Below are 18,097 nucleotides of genomic sequence, written 5' to 3'. Positions count from 1 at the left end.
ACCGGCCAGAATCAGGCGGGTGTCCCCGTTCTCCGAAGCTTTGCGCGACGCCCGTTCGCGCCGCCGGCTCAGTCAGCTCGACCTCGCACTGCGCGCGGGGACGACGCAGCGCCATGTGAGTTTCATGGAGCGCGGCCGTTCGTTGCCCGGCCGCGGCATGGTGGTGCGCGTGTCCGAGGCGCTCGGCCTGCCGCTGCGCGAGCGCAATGCCTTGCTGCTGACCGCCGGCTACGCACCCGTCTACCCCGAGACGCGGCTGGACGACCCGGCGCTGACGCCGGTGCTGGATTCGCTGCGTGCGCTGCTCGACGGGCACGAGCCGTATCCGGCGCTGGTCGTGAACCGCTACAGCGAGCTGGTCGCGGCGAACGACGCCTTCGCGCTGATCACCGAGGGCGTCGCGGAGGAACTGCTGGAACCGCCGGTCAACGTGCTGCGGCTGGCGCTGCACCCGCGCGGGATGGCACCGCGGATCCGCAACTTCGCGGATTGGGCTCAGCACGTTCTCGAACGGCCCCGGCGTGGGCTGGCGAATGGGCCGGACCCGCGGCATCAGGCGATGCTCGACGAGCTCACCAGCTATCTGCCGACGCTGGGCGAACCCGCCGGCGACCATCTCGGGTTCGCGGTGCCGCTGGAGTTGGCCAGCTCGGCGGGCGAGCTGCGGCTGCTCACCGCGATCACGCAGTTCGCCACCGCGGTCGACGTGACGGTCGCGGAGCTGAGTCTCGAAACGTTCCTGCCCGCCGACGCTGCGACGGCAGAGCTGCTTAAGGCGCGACCCAACCGGTGAGCTGGCCAACGGTCAGCTCCACGCCGGCCCACAGCATCGCCGCACAAACACTGCCCACGAAGAAGCGTCGATACGACAGCCCAGCGGAACCGGCGACGCGCGGCACGAGAGTGCGTACACCGGCAAGGCAGCGGCCGAGAACGACTGCGGGCACGCCATAGCGCGCGACGGTCGCTTCGGCCTTGTTCCACTTCTCGTCGCCGATGCGTTGGCCGAGCCGAGACCGTCGCAGCCGCGGTCCCCACAGTCGACCTTCCCAGTACGCAAGCTGATCGCCGGCCACCGCTGCCGCTACGCACACGGCAAGCGCCCAGCACAGCTGCAGAGTCCCTCGCTGCACAAGGAACCCCATGAGCAGCAAGGTGGATAGCGTCGGCAGCACAATGCCGGGCAGCAGCGCCGTTTCGGCCAGCACCACCAGCGCGCAGACGCAGTAGACGAGCGGAGCGGGCGCGTTAAGAAGCGGCTGAAGCAGGCTGTCCATAACGGTCCAGTCCCGACCGCACAGGCAATGCCGCGCGGTACACGTACGCCGGAGGCAGGTTTCGCCAGACGACGCTGGTGCGCTCAACGACGGAGAAGCGGCTTCGCAGCAACCGCGCGAAGCGGCGCGCCGGAGGAGCCCAGGCGGTATGCGCGTACGCGAAGGTGGTGAAGCGGCCCTGCGGCGAAAGGACCGCGCATAAGGCGTTCAGTGCGGCGGTCTGACGCGCGGCGGGCATGGCTGTCCACGGCAGACCAGAGACAACGACGTCGACCGGCATCGTCACGTACGTCGCGACGTGCTCCGCGGAGCCCTCCGCGATGTCTATCGACGGAAAGCGGCCGCGCAGTTCCTGTGCGAGGTGAGGGTTGATTTCGACCGCAGTGAAGTGCGCGTCGCGCGGAAGCATCCTAAGCAGCGCTTCGGTGAATACGCCGGTGCCTGGACCCAGCTCCGCGACACTGTGCGCGTTCTCGATACCCAGCCCCGCCGTCATCACACCGCCCAGCCGCGCCGAACTGGCGGCGATCGCACCGGTCCGCATCGGGTGCCGGAAGAATTCCCTGGTGATCGACATGGTTCCGACGCTAGGGAGCACCCGGGTCGTCCCGGATCGGCTCGTGCGGCGGAAAAGGTCGTCCGCACGGAGGACCACAGCCATCCTCGGGAACGACGCGCGCGACGGCAGGACCGCGTTACGTTCGTTTGATGCGGCAGTTTGTCACCTGGGTACGCGGGCAGCGATGGTTGCTGGACCTGCCGCTGTACGCCGTCTTCCTCAGCCTCGGCCCCAACATCGCCGACCAGCGGACCTGGCCGATCGCAATGATCCCGATGGCGTTCCTGCTGCCGCTCCTGGTGCGTCGCCGCTACCCGCGCACCGTCGCATTGCTGATTCTCATCGGCGTGACAATCAGCTACACCAACGAGCTGTGGGCACACGACCGCGGCCGTGGCGATCTCGCGATGGCCGTCGTCCTGTACACGCTCGTCAAGGCAGGCGATCGATCGTTCATCGCCGTATCGATAGCTATCGCCGGTCTGGACGCACTGTGGGGGTTCACCTGGGGCGTCAACACGCTGAACCCGACGCTCACCATCTTCGGCGCGTTGCCGCTGTACCTCGCCGCGTGGGCGCTAGGCGCGTTCTTCCGTGCTAGGGAACAGCTTGCCGAGGAAGAACGGCTGAGAACCGAGCTAACTGCGTCCGAAGAACGAGCCCGCGGTCGCGCTGCTGTCGCAGAAGAACGCACGCACATCGCGCGCGAGCTTCACGACGTACTCGCGCACAGCATGAGCGTGATCGTGCTGAACGCCGAAGGCGCGAAACTCGCGAAGCAGCATGATCCGGCAGCAGTTGACAGAGCGCTCGGCACCATCGCGACAACTGGACGCGCCGCGCTCGGCGAGCTGCGCCGAATGCTGGAAGTAATGCATGCGGGCGAAGCCGCACGCGCTCCGCAGCCGACGCTCGAGCAGTTGCGCACGCTCGTCGCCCAAGCCGGCCGCGAAGTCACGCTCGACGTGACCGGCGACATCGCCAGCCTGCCCGCCGGTGTCGCGTTGCAGGCTTACCGCATCGTCCAGGAAGCGCTGACCAACATGCTGAAACACGCACCTCCCGACGCGACCGGTCAGGTCCGGGTCGAGCTCGCCGACCCGGAAGTCCGCGTCGAAATCGTCAATTCCGGCGGACGGCAACCGGTGGCGGCCGGCCTGCCCGGGTCCGGTCGCGGGCTCACCGGGATGGCCCAGCGGGTCGAGCTCTACCACGGCCTCCTCGAAACCGGGGCGCTCCCGGACGGCGGCTACCGGGTCGCGGCGACGCTCCGGACGGACGCCGCATGACCTCCGTGCTGATCTGCGACGACCAGGAGCTGGTGCGGGTCGGGCTGCGGATGATCGTCGACAGCCAGCCCGACCTGGACGTGGTCGCCGAAGCGGGCGACGGCGCCGAAGCCGTCGAACTCGCCCGCGCGCAGCGGCCGGACCTCGTCCTGATGGACGTCCGGATGCCGGTCCTCGACGGCGTCGCGGCCACCGCGCGGATCTGTGCCGAACTGCCGGAAACCTCGGTCCTCGTGATCACGACGTTCGACCTGGACGAATACGCCTACTCCGCGCTGCGCGCCGGGGCCAGCGGATTCCTGGTCAAAGACGCCCCCGCGGACGAGATGCTGGTCGGGATCCGCGGCGTGCTGCGCGGCGATGCGATGGTGTCCCCGTCGGTCACGAAGCGCTTGATCGACCGCTATCTCGGCGCCGATCGGACGCCGCTGGACGAACAGAAGCTGGAGACGCTGACCGAGCGAGAGAAGGACGTGCTCGGCCTGATCGCGCGCGGCCTGTCGAACGCCGAGATCGCGGCGGCGCTGTTCATCGGCGAGACGACGGTGAAAACGCACGTCGGCCGGCTGCTGAGCAAGCTCGGCCTGCGGGACCGGGTGCACGCGGTGGTGTTCGCCTACGAGTCCGGGCTGGTTCGCCCCGGCGGCTGAATCAGGCATCCTGGACGCATGCGTCTGGCCGTCGTGCTCGCCTCGGCCCTGGCTTTCGGGCTGGCGGGCTGCACCGCAGCGACCCCCGCGCCGGCTCCGGCACCGACCGGGTCGCCACCGGGCCGGTTCGTCGTGCGGGAAGTCGCGCACGGCCTCGAACACGGCTGGGACGTCGCGTTCCTGCCGGACGGAGCACTGCTGGTGCCGCAGCGCCCTGGCAAGCTCGCGCTGATCCGCGGCGGCCAGGCCACCGAGGTGCGCGCCGATTTCTCCGACGTGCTCGTGCAGGGAGAAGGCGGGCTGATGGGCCTCGTGCTGGCCGCCGACTTCGCGATCTCCCGCGAGTTCACCACCTGCCAGACGCATCAGGAAAACGGCCAGGCGATCGACATCCGGCTCGTCACCTGGCGGCTCGCCGACGATGACAAGAGCGCGACCAAGGTGCGGAACCTGCTCACTGGCCTGCCGGTGAATCCGAGCGGGCGGCATTCCGGCTGCCGCCCGACGCTCGCTCCTGATGGCGCGCTGCTGGTCGGCACCGGCGACACCGCGCGCGCCCCGGTGGCGCAGGACCGGCACAGCCTCGGCGGCAAGGTGCTGCGGATCAACGCGAAGACCGGGGAACCGTTTCCTGGCAACCCGTTCTTGACGTCCACGGACCCGAACGAGCGGCGGATCTACACCTACGGGCACCGCAACGTGCAGGGCGTGGCGATTCGGCCAGGCACCGGGCAGGTGGTCATCGCCGAGCACGGACCGTCGTTCGACGACGAGGTGAACCTCCTGCGCGCAGGCGGCAATTACGGCTGGGACCCGTCCAAGGGCGGCACCGAGACCAGCTATGACGAGAGCGTGCCGATGACCGACACCGACCGGTTCCCGGACGCTGTCCGTCCACTATGGACGACCGGCAAGATCACCGAGGCGATCAGCGGCGACGCGTTCCTCACCGGCAGGCAATGGGGTGCCAACGAGGGCGCGCTGGCCGTGGTGGCATTGAAGGGGCAGAAGCTTTTGCTGCTGCATCTCGACGCCTCGGCGAAGGTCACCGGCGTCACCTTGCCGCCGGAATTCAACGACAAGTTCGGCCGGCTGCGCGCCGTCCGCAGCGGACCGGACGGCTCGCTCTACGTGACAACTTCCAACGGCACGAACGACAAACTGCTCCAGGTCACGCCCGGCTGATCAGCCGATCTGCGCGCCGCCGTTCACCGGCACCACCTGGCCGGTGATGTGCCCGGCCTCCGGCGAGGCCAGGAACCGCACCGCCTCGGCGACGTCGTCCGGCCGCCCGGCGCGTTTCGTCATAGTGTTCTCGATCAGCCGTTCCCGGCGCTGCGCGGTCAGCTTTCCGTGAAAGAATTCGGTGTCCACGATCAGCCCCGGCGCCACGATGTTCGACGTGATCCCGCGCGGCCCGAATCGCCGGGCGGTATCGATGTTCCACACCTGGACCGCGGCCTTCGCCCAGCCGTAGGAGCCGCCGCTGCCGTGCGCCGCGATCGAGCCGATCGTGACGATTCGCCCGTGGTCGGCCAGCCGGTCCGCCAGCGCCGAGGTGACCAGCGCGGCGGTGAACAGGTTGGCCCGGAAGTTGGCGGTCCAAGCCGCGTCGAGGGCCGCCAGGTCGGACCGGTCTTCCCGCAGGAAATCGGTATTGCCGCCGGCGTTGTTGACCAGCACGTCGACCCGCGCGGGCAGCTCCGCGCGGGCCGCCTCGACCGCCGCCGGATCGCTCGCGTCGAAGCTCAGCGCACGCGCACCCAGCAGGGTCGCCGCCTCGATCAGCGGGCCCTCCCGCCGCCCGGTGATCGTGACGCGCTCCCCCGCCTTCGCGAACGCCGCCGCGATCGCGTACCCGATTCCGGTGCTTCCTCCGGTAACTACTACTTCCCGACTCATCCGAATGTCCTTTATTGCTAAAGTATCTCCCGTGGACGACGGTACCGGCGCGATGGAAATGACGTCAAGCGACGAAGTGGACGAGATCCAGCGGGCCTGGGCGCGAGAGCGGCCGGGCACGCCGGTGTCGTCGATCGGCGTGCTCACCCGGATCTGGCACATCGCGAAACTGCTGGACGACGACCGACGGACGACCATGCTGCGGCTCGGAATGGACGCGTCCACCCGCACGCTGCTCAGCACGCTGCGCCGGTCCGGGCCGCCGTACCGGCTCAGCGCCGGCGAGCTGGCGAAACGCTGCCGAGTCAGCGCGGGCGCGATCTCCCAGCAGAGCGCCCGCGCCGAACGCGACGGCCACGTCCGGCGGGTGAAGTCCACATCGGACCGGCGAGGCGTGTACGTGGAGCTGACCGAAACCGGGCACGATCTGATCGAGCGGACCGTCGGCGATCTGCTGGAGCACGAGGAAACCTTGGTGTCCGCGCTGTCCCCGGCACAGCGCGAGCAGCTGGCCGGTCTGCTGCGCGTACTGCTCGCGGACCTGGACCGGCGGGCGCGGAGGTAGGGTGGCGGACATGTCCACCATCGACAAAGTCGCCTGGCTGCGCGTGGTCGACGGCAAGCTGCTCGCAGCGCGCTCAGCGGGCAAGGACACCTGGTACCTGCCCGGAGGGAAGCGCGAAGAGGGCGAGACCGACGTCGAGACATTGGTCCGGGAAATCGCCGAGGAACTGAGCGTCCGGCTGGACGCTGCCTCCGCGCGGCCAGCCGGCGTGTGGGAAGCGCAGGCACACGGCCGCGCGGACGGCGTCGTGGTGCGGATGACCTGCTACACCGCGGATTACGCCGGAGAGCTGAAGCCGAGCAGCGAAATCGAGTCGTTCGGCTGGCTCACCCACGAAGACCGGGACCGCGTTTCGGCGACTGTCCAGCTGATCCTCGACGACCTGCACGCCCGCGGCGAGCTGAACTAGCCCTCCGTGTCATTGATCGATGTCCGTGAGGGGCCCCCTGCCGGAAGCAGATTCCCTCAAGGGGCCCTTCACGGACGTTGTCCGGCAGGAGCGCGGCGGTCACTTGTCTCGGCGAGGCTCGTCTCGCCAGCAGGCAGCCCGTCTCAACCGAGCAGGCGCGGCTTGTTTTCCAGGTGGGACAGTCCGTTCCAGGCAAGATTCACCAGGTGCGCCGCGACTTCGTCGCGCTTGGGCTTGCGCGCGTCAAGCCACCATTGGCCGGTGAGAGCGACCATGCCGACGAGCGCCTGCGCGTAGAGCGCGGACAGTTTCTCTTCGTACCCGCGCGCGGCGAACTGCTGGGCGAGGATGTGCTCGACCTGGCTGGCGATGTCGTTGAGAACGGTCGAGAAAGTGCCGGTGGAACTGGCGACCGGCGAATCGCGGACGAGGATGCGGAACCCGTCGTGGGAATCCTCGACGTAGCTGAGCAACGCGATCGCGGCCTGTTCGAGCATGACGCGCGGGTGCCCGCCGTGCAGAGTGGACACCATCCGGTCGAGCAGCAGCTGCGTTTCCCGGTCGACGACGACCGCGTAGATGCCTTCCTTGCCGCCGAAGTGCTCGTAAACGACCGGCTTGGACACGTTCGCGCGAGCAGCGATCTCCTCGACCGAAGTGCCGTCGAAGCCCTTCTCGGCAAACAGGGCGCGCGCCACGTTGAGCAACTGTTGCCTGCGCTCGCTGCCAGTCATCCGCACCCGGGCGACCGGAGCCGCCGGCCGCGCGCCGGTGACTGCCGCTTCTCGTTTGGCCCGTCGTCTCCCCGCCATTCCCAGCAGGGTAGTCGGCAGGGGCGCCCGCGTGGAGGTTGGCCTGCGAAGATGACGCGGCGACGAAGGCCAGCACCGTCCACAACGGACCGCAGGCCGAGGCGGGAGCGGCGACGTGCGATTCGCAGCCACGAGGGTCCGGGGCGCCCTGCCCGTCTTGTCCGTGAAGGGTCCCTACCGGGACTTGGATTCCCTCAAGGGGACCTTCACGGACAAGACCAAACAGCGGGAAACCCTCACTCGCCGCCGGCGGCGATCCGGGCCAGCCGCTGCGGAGTCGGCCAGCGGACGTCGTGCACCCAGCCGAACTTCTCGAAGATCCAGATCAGCCGCGCCGACATGTCGATCTGGCCGCGCTTTACGCCGTGCCGCGCGGACGTCGGGTCGGCGTGGTGGAGGTTGTGCCAGGACTCGCCGAAGGAGAAGATCGCCAGCGGCCAGAAGTTCGCCGAACGGTCGCGGGCGGTGAACGGGCGCTCGCCGATCATGTGGCAGATCGAGTTCACCGACCACGTGACGTGGTGCAGCACGCACACGCGCACCAGGCCCGCCCAGAAGAACGCGGTCACCGCGCCCCACAGCGACCACGAGAGCAGACCGCCCAGCAGCGCCGGCAGGAACAGGCTCACCAGGGACCACAGCCAGAACAGGTCGTCGACCTTGCGGATCGCCTTGTCCTTAACCAAGTCCGGCGCGAAGCGGGCCTGGTTGCTCTGGTCGCGCTCGAACAGCCAGCCCATGTGCGCGTGCCAGAAGCCCTTCGCGATCGCCGTCGGAGACGTGCCGTAGGCCCACGGGGAGTGCGGGTCGCCGTCGCGGTCGGAGAACGCGTGGTGCCGCCGGTGGTCGGCCACCCAGGTGATCACCGGGCCCTGCAGCGCGATGCTGCCCGCGATCGCCATCACGACGCGCAGCCACGGCTTCGCCTTGAACGAGCCGTGCGTGAAATACCGGTGGTAGGACACCGTGATGCCGAGCCCGCTGATGCCGTAGAAGACGACGAACAGCGCGACGTCCAGCCAGGTCAGCCCCCAGCCCCAGGCGAACGGGACCGCGACCAGCAACGCGACGATCGGCAGCAGCACGCCCAGATAAACCGATGTCTGGACCCCGACCGAACGTTGTCCCTGAATGATCGGCTTCGGGCCCTTCGGCGGGTCTCCGGCCGACTGTGAACGGTCGAGGGTGGCCGTCATACGCTCACTTCTTTCCTCTCACCACCCCGTGCGAAGGGTGCCCTAACCTACGGTGTCGTAAGTTACGGTACAGGAGGTTTCCGGCCCTGTGGAGGCCCGAAAAGTCCGATTGCCCGGTGCCCGGGGCGCCGCTGTGGCGCACGCCTCCCCCTGCTGGCGTCCCGTCCCTTGGTCATCGCTATCCTGACCAGGACCAATCCGCCGTAGTGTAATCGGCAGCACTTCAGATTTTGGTTCTGACAGTTCAGGTTCGAATCCTGGCGGCGGAGCTGCACATCCGGCGAGGGCGATGGGAGTGGGGGCGGCTGAGCGAGGAACCGAGCGACCCCGCGGGCGCCCGCCGCCCGACCCTGGTCGAGATGTCGGACGCGTGGCTGGTCGGGCGCGCGCGGGAACTCATCGCGGCTGTTCAGCGGCAGGAATACGACAACCAGCTCGAGATCGTCAAGATCATGGACGAGCTGCTGGAGGAGACTCTCCGCCGCGGGGAACCGACGCTCGTCGCGCAGCTGTTGCGCGCCTCCGCGTTCGCCCGGCTCGTCACCCGCGGGCTCGCCGCCGAAGCGGAACCCCGGCTGGACGAGATGCTCGCGCACACCCGCCGGCACGGACTCTCGCTGTTGCGCGCGGACGCGCACGCCCTGCGCGGCCGTCGGCTCGTGCTCGCCGCGCAGGAAGACGCCGCGCTCACCGAAATCGCCCGCGCGCTCGCGATCCTCGACGACTCCACCATCCCGGACCGCCAGGTCGGCGTGCGGAACTGGAACCGGATGCAGTCGATGGCGCTCATCGACTGCTGGATCGTGCTCAACCAGCTCGGCGTCTACGAGGCCGCCGAAGAGGTGATCGGCCGAGCGCACCAGGCGATCCGGGAAAGCGCGAGCCCGCACGAGATCACCCTGCAGCTGATGAACCGGGTCAAGATGCTGCTCGGCTGGGGGCTGCGGCTGGAGCGGATCGAGCAGTACGACGAATCGGCGGAGAAGTTCCGCACCGCCGCGTCGATGGCGGTGGCCGCGGAAGGCCCGTTCGCGGAATCGCTTTTCCCGCGCAAGATCGGGGTGTCCGCGGTCGACCAGGTCGGCGTGCTCGCCGCCGCGCTCGCGTTGCACAACCCCGCCGCGGAGCACGTGGAACGCCTGCAGGGCATGCATCTCGGCCACCACTACCCGCACGAGCAGGAGCTGGTCGCGATCGCGCTGGCCCGCTGCCTGGACGAAGCCGGCCAGCGCACCGACGCGCTGCGCGTGCTGCGCGAGGTCCGCGACGTGCTGGCCAAAGACGTCTCTCAGCCGTCCATGCGGCTCACCCTTTCCCGCGAGCTCGCCCGGCTCGACCCGGAAGCCGCCAGCCAGTCGCTGATCGACTACGCGACCGCGCTGGAAACCGAGATGTGGGCGTTGCGCGAATCACAGATCGCCACGCTGAACGCGCGCCGCGAGCACGAACGGCTTTCCGCCGAGCACGGCGCGATCACCCAGCAGGCGTTGCAGGACCCGCTCACCGGTCTGCCGAACCGCCGCGCGCTGGACGAGCGCTTGCGCGCGCTCGCCTCGTCGGCGGACGCGCAGCCGCTCGCTGTCGCGCTGGTCGACCTCGACGGGTTCAAGGGCGTCAACGACAAGCAGTCGCACGCCGAGGGCGACAACGTTTTGCGTGTTGTCGCAAGCACTCTGCGCGACGCTCTGCGCGGCGACGACGTCGTGGCACGCTACGGCGGCGACGAGTTCATCGTGCTGTTGCCCGGAGCGCCCGCGTCGGCGGCGAAGATGGCGCTCGGCCGCGCCGCGAAATCCGTCGCGACACTGCCGCACCACCTTTCGCACGGCGTCACGCTGTCCATCGGTTTGGTGTCGCTGCGTCCGCAAGAACGCGCCGAACAGGTGCTCGCGCGCGCAGATGCGGCGATGTACGAGGCGAAACGCGGCGGCGGCAACCAGGTCGCGTCCGCGAACTCGATGGCGGGCGACGGGGCAGGCGGCTGGACTGGGGAAACCGCGCCGACCGACCCCGCGTGGAGCGCTGAGGACCCCACGTAGGATCGTTGGTGCTCGTCACGCACCGGTGAATCGTTGGGAGACTCGTGAGCGGCCCGCTGAGCACGCTGATCCTCGCTGCGGGTGAAGGCACCCGCATGCGTTCGTCCACTCCGAAGGTATTGCACCCGATCGCCGGAAGGTCGCTGGTGGAACACGCCGTGCGCGCCGCCGCCGGCCTCGGACCGCAGCACCTGGTGGTCGTCGTCGGGCACGCCCGCGACGCCGTCCGCGCCGAACTCGGCCGCGTCGGCGAAGCGCTCGGCCGCGAGGTCCGCACCGCCGTGCAGGAGGAGCAGAAAGGCACTGGCCACGCGGTTTCCTGCGCGCTGGCCGAGCTGCCGGACGGGCTCGCCGGCACGGTCCTGGTCAGCTACGGCGACGTGCCGCTGCTGGACACCGAAACGATGAGCGCGCTGCTCGCCGAGCACGCCAAGACCGGGAACGCGGTGACCGTGCTCACCGCCGACGTCGCCGACCCGAACGGCTACGGCCGCATCGTCCGCGGCGAAGACGGCCTGGTCACCGCGATCGTGGAGCACAAGGACGCCTCGCCGGACCAGCGTGCGATCACCGAGATCAACTCCGGCGTCTACGCCTTCGACGCGGCCGTCCTCACCGACGGCCTGTCGCGGCTGTCCACTGACAACGCCCAGGGTGAGCTTTACCTCACCGACGTCCTCGGCATCGCCCGCGAGGACGGCAAGGGCGTCGGCGCGCTGGTCGTCGACGACCCGTGGGTCACCGAGGGCGTGAACGACCGGGTGCAGCTCTCGGTGCTCGGCGCCGAGTACAACCGCCGCATCGTGCGCCGCTGGCAGCGCGAAGGCGTCACGGTGGTCGACCCGAACACCACCTGGATCGAAGCGGGCGTCACGCTCTCGCGCGACGTGCTGATCGAGCCGAACACCCAGCTCAAGGGAAACACCTCGGTCGGCGAGGGTTCCGTGGTGGGCCCGGACACGACGCTGACCGACGTGCGGATCGGAGCCGGCGCTTCGGTGGTCCGGGTGCACGGTTCGGGCTCGGAGCTGGGCGACGGCGTCAACGTCGGCCCGTACACGTTCCTGCGCCCGGGCACCAAGCTCGGCGCGAAGAGCAAACTGGGCGCGTTCGTCGAGACGAAGAACGCGGACATCGGCACCGGCACGAAGGTGCCGCATCTCACCTACGTCGGTGACGCGATCGTCGGCGACCACAGCAACATCGGCTGCTCCAGCGTGTTCGTGAACTACGACGGAGTGAACAAGCACACCACCGTCGTCGGCTCGCACGTCCGGCTTGGGGCGGACAACACGCTGGTCGCGCCGGTGCGGATCGGGGACGGCGCTTACAGTGGTGCGGGTGCGGTGATCCGCGACGACGTCCCGCCGGGTTCCTTGGCGCTGTCGGCCGGGCCTCAGCGCACCATCGAAGGCTGGGCGGTCCGGCGCAGGCCGGGCACGCCCGCGGCGGAGGCGGCGGAAGCCGCGCTCGCCGCCCAGCAGCAGGACACCGTTGTGTCCGAGTCAGCAGCAGGAACCGACGGGGAGTCGCCAGCATGAGTCCGAAGCAAGGTACGCCGAAGAAGAATTTGATGCTCTTCTCCGGCCGCGCGCACTACGAGCTCGCGGAAGAGGTGGCCAAGCACCTCAACGTGACGATCACCCCGCAGACCGCGCACACGTTCGCCAACGGCGAGCTGTTCGTGCGGTTCGAGGAGTCGGTGCGCGGTACCGACGCGTTCGTGATCCAGGCGCACACCACGCCGATCAACGAGTACGTGATGGAGCAGCTGATCATGGTGGACGCGCTGAAGCGCGCGAGCGCCAAGCGGATCACCGTGGTCATGCCGTTCTACCCGTACGCCCGCCAGGACAAGAAGCACAAGGGCCGCGAGCCGATCTCGGCGCGGCTCATCGCGGACCTGTTCAAGACCGCGGGCGCGGACCGGATCATGACGGTCGACCTGCACACCGCCCAGATCCAGGGCTTCTTCGACGGCCCGGTCGACCACCTGATGGCCCAGTCGGTGCTCGCCGACCACATCAAGGCGACCTACGGCAACGCGGACATCACGGTCGTTTCGCCGGACTCCGGCCGCGTGCGGCTGGCCGAGAAGTGGGCGCAGCAGCTGGGCGACCGGCCGATCGCGTTCATCCACAAGACGCGCGACCCGGACAAGCCGAACCAAGCCGTCGCCAACCGCGTGGTCGGCAAGGTCGAGGGCAAGCTCTGCGTGCTGATCGACGACATGATCGACACCGGCGGCACGATCGTGAAGGCGACCGAAGCCCTGCTCGAGGAGGGCGCGGCGGACGTGGTCATCGCCACCACGCACGGCATCCTCTCCGACCCGGCCACCGAGCGGCTCTCGCAGTGCAAGGCGCGCGAGGTCATCGTGACGAACTCGCTGCCGATCCCGGACGAGAAGCGCTTCCCGGGCCTGACGGTGCTGTCCATCGCGCCGATGCTCGCCGAAGCGATCCAGCAGGTGTTCGAGGACGGCTCGGTCACCTCGCTGTTCGACGGCAACGCGTGATCCTGGCCGGCTCAGCACGAGCCACGGCTGGACGGACGCGGCAGTGCACGCGGACTCGGCTTGGGCCGCGCGTGATGCACGCTGCATCAGTCTGACACCGTCAACGAAACCAGGCCCATGGCGGAAATCGCCGGGGCCTGGTTTCGTTTCGGGCCGTCGGCCGCACGGCTCTCGTCGCCGCACACCGCGCGCCCTTCGCCCGCGATCTGCGAAACTCGCCCGCACTCAGCGACACGTTCGGACTCGCCAAGCCGAGCCAGCCACGCCCGCCGGCAGAGGTCTGTGAAGGGCCCTCTGAGGGAAACCAAGTCCCTCAAGGGGCCCTTCACGGACTAGAAACGCGCTAGCCCGAGGGTCTGACAAAAACGGCGTTCCGCCCGCGGCGAAAACGGGTGTGCGGCCCGGATCTGGCCGGATAGCGTTGCTGCCATGGGGAAATTCGAATTCGGCGTCAGTCTGCGGCACTCGTCCGATGGCGCCGACTGGGTGCGCAAGTGCCGCCGCGCCGAGGAACTCGGCTATGACCACCTGACCGTGCCCGACCATCTGGGGAAGAACCGGCTGTCGCCGTTTCCCGCGCTCACCGCCGCGGCCGCGGTCACCGAGCGAGTGAAGGTCGGCACGCTGGTGTCGAACGTGCCGTTCTACAACCTCGCGCTCTTCGCGCGGGACGTCGCCACCACCAACAATCTCACCGACGGCCGGTTGGAACTCGGCCTCGGTTCGGGCCACATGAAGCACGAGTTCGACGACGCCGGCCTGCCATGGCGCAAGGCGGCCGACCGGATCACCTATCTCGCCGAAGGACTCGCCGAACTGCGCACCCGGCTCGAAGACGAAGGCGGGATGCCGACGCTGCTGATCGCGGGAAACAGCGACGGCGTGCTGAAGCTCGCCGCCGAGCAAGCGGACATCGCCGGTTTCTCCGGGCTGCGCCAGGAACGCGGCCGTCCGCCAGGCACGTTCGTCCTCGACAACGCGGACAAGCTGGCGGAGCGAGTCGGGTATTTCCGTTCTCTCGCTGGGGATCGCGACATTCAGTACAACATGCTGATCCAGCGCGTCGTGGACACGGAGGACCGGCGCGCGGCGGCCGCGGAATGGCACGCCGAGACCGAGGAACGCAGCGCCGAGAGCATCGAAGAACTGCTCGAAGCGCCCCAGCTTCTCTTCGGCACCCTGGACGAAATGGCCGAACAGCTCGTCGCCCGCCGCGAGCGGTACGGCTTCTCCTACTTCACGGTTTTCGAGCCGCTGATGGAGACGTTCGCTCCGGTGGTGGCGCAGCTGCGAGGCCGCTGACCTCTTTCACCTTGGCGACGGCGTCGCCGGCGATCAGGGTCAGCACCCGGCCCAGCAGACCGTCCGGCACCGCCTCGTCGTCGATGTCCGCCTCCACCGCCAGCCCGTTGCTCAGCGCGAGCAGCACGACGGCGAATTCCTCGGCAGGCAACGGAAGTTCTAGGTCCAAGCCTTCGGCTAGCCGGTTCAGCGCACGCGCGATCGTGCCGCGGACTTCCCGGCGGCGCCGACGCAACGCGTCGCGCCGCCGGTCGTCGCGGTGCGCCATCGCGAAGAACTCGGCCAGCAACCGGTGCCACACCGCGTCGGTGCGCATTTCGTGCATCAGCACGGCGGCGACGTTCGCCAAGCCCGCGCCGCCGTCGTCCGCCTCGGCGAAACCGGCGAGGCTCGCTTCGAGCCGGTGCGCGGCGTGCTCCTCCATCAACGCCAGCACGAGCTCGTCCTTCGACGCGAAACTCGAGTAGACCGCGCCTTTCGTGAGCCCGGCCGCGGCCGCCACCTCGGTCAGTTTGCTCGCGGCGATGCCCTGCTCGCCGAACACCTCGAAGGCCGCGTCGAGAATCCGCTGCCGGGTCTCCGCCCGGGTCGGCCGCGTCCGGCCGTTCATCGGCATCTCCCCCGTTCCGGGCTTGACACGGTCTCCATACTTTCAGGTATCCAATACCCGTAGGTATCGAGTGTCAAGGATCCGAGGGAAGGACCGCCGATGAGGTTGCGCATCGCTCTGGCCGCCGCGGCATTGCTCACCGCCGCGCTCGCCGCCCCCGCTTCAGCCGCGCCCAGCGGCGGCGTCAACGACTCGTCGTGCCGGCCGAGCACGGCACATCCGCGGCCAGTGGTGTTCCTGCACGGGCTGGGCGCGACCTCCTACGAGGACTTGAACTTCCTGCAAGATCACGTGGCAGCACAGGGATACTGCACGTTCAGCCGCACCTACGGCGCGTACCCGCAATTCCCGGTCGTCGGCGGACTGCGTCCGATTGCCGACTCCGCAACAGAAATCAAGCAGTTCGTGACCGAAGTGCTGGACGAAACCGGTGCCGCGCAAGTCGATCTGGTCGGCCACTCCGAAGGCGGCTTCCAATCCCTGTACGTCACGAAGACGCAAGGCATCGCTGACCGGATCGGTTCCGTGGTGGCCATCGCGCCGCCCACCCACGGCACTACCTTCGCCGGGTTGACGAAGCTCGCGTACCTGCTGGGCGGGGCCGAACGCGATGCGGTCGGCAAAGCGCTCACCGCGTTCGGCTGCCCAGCTTGCGACAACCTGATCACCGACGGCAGCGCGGTCCAGACGCTCACGAACGGCCCCGTCGCACAACCCGGTGTGCACTACACGGTGATCACTTCGCAGTTCGATGAGCTGGTGACGCCCACCGAAACGGCCTTCGTGCGGGAACCGGGCGTCACCAACGAGTACGTCCAGGACACCTGTCCGTTCGATCCCGTCGGCCACATTGGCGAGGCGTACGACCTCAACGTCTGGCACCTCGTCACCAACGCGCTCGACCCGGCCCACGCCGCGAAGTTCCCCTGCGGCGCCGGCTCCCCCGGCTGAGCCGGTTCAGTACGCCAGCGTGAACCGGGCGCGGGAGTGCTTCGGCTCCTCGATCTCGTCCAGGAACGCGATCGCCAGGTCCGCACCGCTGATGTGCGAGCGACCGTCGGCGTCGCTGACCAGCACGTCTCCGCCGAGGCGGAACGTGCCGGTGCGCTCCCCCGGGATCCAGGAGCCGAACTCGGCGGCCGGGCTGACGTAGAACCAGTCGACGTCGGCGGGCAGTTCGCGCAGTGCTTCCAGCACCAGGACGTGGCTGCCGGCCTCGCCCTTGTACTCGTCCGGGAACTCCGGCGTGTCGATCAGCCGCGGCCCGTCCTCGCTCACCCGCAGCGAGCCCGCGCCCCCGACGAACGCCAGCCGCGCACCGGCCGCGCGGGCCGCCTCGACCAGCGTCGGCAGAGCGTCGACCAGACGCCGGCCCTCGTCGTCCGCGCGACCCGGGGTGGCGATCACGATGACGTCCGCGTCCTTGGTCGCCGACGCGACGAACTCCGCGTCGTGCATCGACCCGGACCGCGCCTCGACACCCTCGGGCAGGCCCTCGGCCTTGCGCGCGACCCCGGCGACGGAGTGCCTGCGCCGCAGCGCCTCGTCGGTGATCCGACCGCCGGCGAACCCCGTTGCGCCGAACACCACCAGCTTGCTCATTGCCGCTCCTTGGAAGAAGAAACCGTTTCGATGCCGCCGATGGTAGGGACGGATCTTCGGCTACTTCAACGGAAGCAACGCACCTGGAGGTGAGCGTGCAGGTCAGCCGCCGAGCGCGGCGAACGCCGTGGCCAGCTTGGCCTTCACCGCGCCCGCGTCGACCGGTGATCGCACCTCGGCGACCGCCGACGGCTTGGCCAGCACCTGGTAGCTCGCGGTGCGGTTGGGCAGCGAGAACTTCACGTCGCAGGACATCGTGGTGGTCGAGTCCGCGGCCGCGTCGGCCTCCGCGGTGCAGGTCTGCGTGCCGAGCGCGTCGGCACTGGCCTCCACGGTCAGCTTGAGGTGGACCTTGGGATTGGTGCCCGGCTGGTTGCCGACGACACTGTTCGAAACGTCCACCGTCGTCGTGCAGGAGCCGACGTAGTCCTTGCAGTCGAGCTTGTTGCCCTGGATCGTGACGCTCGCCTGGGCGAGCCCGTCGAAAGGCTGGCCGACCGCGTCCACCGCGGCGTCGAAATCCGTGTGGAACTGCTTGATCTCCGCGGGGGTCAGCGGACGCACGCGCAACGCGGCGCCCAGTTTTGGCCCGCCCCGGGGGTCGAGCAGTGCCGGCGCGAACCCGGCGACCCGATACGGCTTGGCGGTGGTCACCTGCAGCGAACCGGCCAGGTCGTAGACCTCGGTGCCGTCGGGCAGCTTCTGCTTCCGCGGCAATCCGGCGCCGCCCAGTCCGGCGAGCGACTTGCGCAGCTCGGCGGCGACCTTGCCCGGGGTCATCCGCTGGGCCGGGTCGACCGGCAGCTCAGTGCCGACGGTGTGCACGAAACCGCCGCCGTACTGGGCGCTGTTCTCTTCCAGGCCGTGCGACTTCCAGTAGTCCGCGTCGGCCGCGAGGTAGAGCTGGCCGCCAGGCTCGGTGATCCGCACCTGGCGGCTGTCCAGCGGCAACGAGCCGAAACCGTCGCCGTCGCGAGTGATCCGGAAGGTCGCCGTCGCCGGGTTCCCGGACGCGTCTTTCACGGTCGCGTCGTACTGCAGCGCCGCCGCTTGCTCCAGCTCCGCGAGGGCCGCGTCCACCGCCTTCTGCTGCAGCGCGCGCTGGGCGGCCAGCTGCCGGTCGGCGTCGGAAAGGCCCGCCGTGCCCGTCACCGCGACCTGGCAGCCCGTGAGAAGCCCGCCAAGCAGTACCAGTGCTGCCGCTGTCCATCGAGCCCGCATGTCGGTCGCCCCTCTTGTCCGCGGGAATCATGCCACCCCCGAAAGATCGATGGGCGGCACGGGAATTGTGTCGTCACCCACCCGGCCGGGGGAGGTCGCACTGCCCCGTGCGCACCCGGGCGGACCGGCTGGTTTACACTTCCTGG

19 protein-coding genes and 1 tRNA gene are annotated in these 18,097 nt (G+C 69.1%); 12 read left to right on the top strand and 8 right to left on the bottom strand.

Going from position 1 to position 18,097, the window contains the following annotated elements; all coding sequences use genetic code 11:
- The first annotated feature begins 19 nt into the window (after positions 1–19).
- Entirely contained in the window at positions 20–793 is a 774-nt protein-coding gene (locus tag AMYBE_RS0138590; protein ID WP_020664754.1) for a helix-turn-helix domain-containing protein, read from the top strand.
- Here the strand turns inward: AMYBE_RS0138590 and AMYBE_RS0138585 are convergent.
- Entirely contained in the window at positions 771–1,277 is a 507-nt protein-coding gene (locus AMYBE_RS0138585; protein ID WP_020664753.1) for a DedA family protein, read from the bottom strand. The two genes, AMYBE_RS0138590 and AMYBE_RS0138585, sit on opposite strands and share 23 nt — an antisense overlap.
- A complete protein-coding gene (locus AMYBE_RS0138580) occupies positions 1,249–1,854 on the bottom strand; it encodes a class I SAM-dependent methyltransferase (RefSeq protein WP_027928465.1) in 606 nt (201 codons plus the stop codon). The genes AMYBE_RS0138585 and AMYBE_RS0138580 overlap by 29 nt, the downstream gene beginning before the upstream one ends.
- A gap of 131 nt (positions 1,855–1,985) precedes the next feature.
- Between AMYBE_RS0138580 and AMYBE_RS0138575 the strand changes: the two genes are divergently transcribed.
- The 3 genes from AMYBE_RS0138575 to AMYBE_RS0138565 are packed head-to-tail and all read left to right on the top strand — an operon-like array spanning position 1,986 to position 4,960.
- Positions 1,986–3,125, top strand: coding sequence for a sensor histidine kinase (locus AMYBE_RS0138575; protein WP_020664751.1), 1,140 nt, complete (start codon positions 1,986–1,988; stop codon positions 3,123–3,125).
- Positions 3,122–3,775, top strand: a complete 654-nt coding sequence (locus AMYBE_RS0138570; protein WP_020664750.1) for a response regulator — start codon at positions 3,122–3,124, stop codon at positions 3,773–3,775. The genes AMYBE_RS0138575 and AMYBE_RS0138570 overlap by 4 nt, the downstream gene beginning before the upstream one ends.
- An 18-nt stretch (positions 3,776–3,793) precedes the next feature.
- On the top strand, positions 3,794–4,960 hold the full coding sequence (locus AMYBE_RS0138565; RefSeq protein ID WP_020664749.1) for a PQQ-dependent sugar dehydrogenase: 1,167 nt from the start codon (positions 3,794–3,796) through the stop codon (positions 4,958–4,960).
- On the opposite strand, the gene AMYBE_RS0138560 is transcribed toward AMYBE_RS0138565, so the two are convergent.
- The gene (locus AMYBE_RS0138560; RefSeq protein ID WP_169515345.1) at positions 4,961–5,683 is read right to left on the bottom strand and encodes an SDR family NAD(P)-dependent oxidoreductase; all 723 of its coding nucleotides are present in this window, start codon (positions 5,681–5,683) and stop codon (positions 4,961–4,963) included. It lies immediately after the preceding gene.
- Between the two features lie 25 nt (positions 5,684–5,708).
- Here AMYBE_RS0138560 and AMYBE_RS0138555 point away from each other — a divergent pair, with 25 nt between their 5' ends.
- On the top strand, positions 5,709–6,242 hold the full coding sequence (locus AMYBE_RS0138555) for a MarR family winged helix-turn-helix transcriptional regulator (protein ID WP_020664747.1): 534 nt from the start codon (positions 5,709–5,711) through the stop codon (positions 6,240–6,242).
- Between the two features lie 10 nt (positions 6,243–6,252).
- Positions 6,253–6,651, top strand: a complete 399-nt coding sequence (locus tag AMYBE_RS0138550; protein ID WP_027928464.1) for an NUDIX hydrolase — start codon at positions 6,253–6,255, stop codon at positions 6,649–6,651.
- A 143-nt stretch (positions 6,652–6,794) separates the two neighbouring features.
- On the opposite strand, the gene AMYBE_RS0138545 is transcribed toward AMYBE_RS0138550, so the two are convergent.
- Positions 6,795–7,385, bottom strand: coding sequence for a TetR/AcrR family transcriptional regulator (locus AMYBE_RS0138545; protein ID WP_027928463.1), 591 nt, complete (start codon positions 7,383–7,385; stop codon positions 6,795–6,797).
- Between the two features lie 314 nt (positions 7,386–7,699).
- A complete protein-coding gene (locus AMYBE_RS0138540; protein WP_020664744.1) occupies positions 7,700–8,659 on the bottom strand; it encodes an acyl-CoA desaturase in 960 nt (319 codons plus the stop codon).
- Between the two features lie 197 nt (positions 8,660–8,856).
- Here AMYBE_RS0138540 and AMYBE_RS0138535 point away from each other — a divergent pair.
- The 5 genes from AMYBE_RS0138535 to AMYBE_RS0138515 all read left to right on the top strand — a co-directional run bounded on the left by AMYBE_RS0138535 (position 8,857) and on the right by AMYBE_RS0138515 (position 14,518).
- Positions 8,857–8,928: transfer RNA gene (locus AMYBE_RS0138535), tRNA-Gln, on the top strand.
- Between the two features lie 90 nt (positions 8,929–9,018).
- Positions 9,019–10,698, top strand: a complete 1,680-nt coding sequence (locus AMYBE_RS0138530) for a GGDEF domain-containing protein (RefSeq protein ID WP_051125047.1) — start codon at positions 9,019–9,021, stop codon at positions 10,696–10,698.
- 44 nt (positions 10,699–10,742) lie between these two features.
- Positions 10,743–12,239 carry a bifunctional UDP-N-acetylglucosamine diphosphorylase/glucosamine-1-phosphate N-acetyltransferase GlmU gene (gene glmU / locus AMYBE_RS0138525; RefSeq protein ID WP_020664743.1) on the top strand — a complete coding sequence of 499 codons (1,497 nt, stop codon included), beginning with the start codon at positions 10,743–10,745 and terminating at the stop codon, positions 12,237–12,239.
- Positions 12,236–13,216: a ribose-phosphate diphosphokinase gene (locus AMYBE_RS0138520; protein WP_020664742.1), complete on the top strand. Its 981-nt coding sequence runs from the start codon at positions 12,236–12,238 to the stop codon at positions 13,214–13,216. Before glmU ends, AMYBE_RS0138520 begins: the two co-directional genes overlap by 4 nt.
- A gap of 429 nt (positions 13,217–13,645) precedes the next feature.
- Positions 13,646–14,518, top strand: coding sequence for a TIGR03621 family F420-dependent LLM class oxidoreductase (locus tag AMYBE_RS0138515; RefSeq protein ID WP_020664741.1), 873 nt, complete (start codon positions 13,646–13,648; stop codon positions 14,516–14,518).
- Here AMYBE_RS0138515 and AMYBE_RS0138510 read toward each other — a convergent pair.
- A complete protein-coding gene (locus AMYBE_RS0138510) occupies positions 14,454–15,128 on the bottom strand; it encodes a TetR/AcrR family transcriptional regulator (protein WP_034289872.1) in 675 nt (224 codons plus the stop codon). The two genes, AMYBE_RS0138515 and AMYBE_RS0138510, sit on opposite strands and share 65 nt — an antisense overlap.
- Before the next feature lie 99 nt (positions 15,129–15,227).
- Here AMYBE_RS0138510 and AMYBE_RS0138505 point away from each other — a divergent pair, with 99 nt between their 5' ends.
- Positions 15,228–16,079: an esterase/lipase family protein gene (locus AMYBE_RS0138505; RefSeq protein ID WP_020664739.1), complete on the top strand. Its 852-nt coding sequence runs from the start codon at positions 15,228–15,230 to the stop codon at positions 16,077–16,079.
- A gap of 6 nt (positions 16,080–16,085) precedes the next feature.
- Here the strand turns inward: AMYBE_RS0138505 and AMYBE_RS0138500 are convergent, their stop codons facing one another.
- Entirely contained in the window at positions 16,086–16,730 is a 645-nt protein-coding gene (locus AMYBE_RS0138500; protein ID WP_020664738.1) for an NAD(P)-dependent oxidoreductase, read from the bottom strand.
- A 102-nt stretch (positions 16,731–16,832) separates the two neighbouring features.
- Complete coding sequence (locus tag AMYBE_RS0138495) at positions 16,833–17,882, bottom strand: hypothetical protein (RefSeq protein ID WP_020664737.1); 1,050 nt, start codon at positions 17,880–17,882, stop codon at positions 16,833–16,835.
- Between the last annotated feature and the right edge of the window lie 215 nt (positions 17,883–18,097).

It is taken from the genome of Amycolatopsis benzoatilytica AK 16/65 (genome assembly GCF_000383915.1).
GTDB lineage: Bacteria > Actinomycetota > Actinomycetes > Mycobacteriales > Pseudonocardiaceae > Amycolatopsis > Amycolatopsis benzoatilytica.
This window is presented reverse-complemented; position numbering and strand designations above follow the sequence as displayed.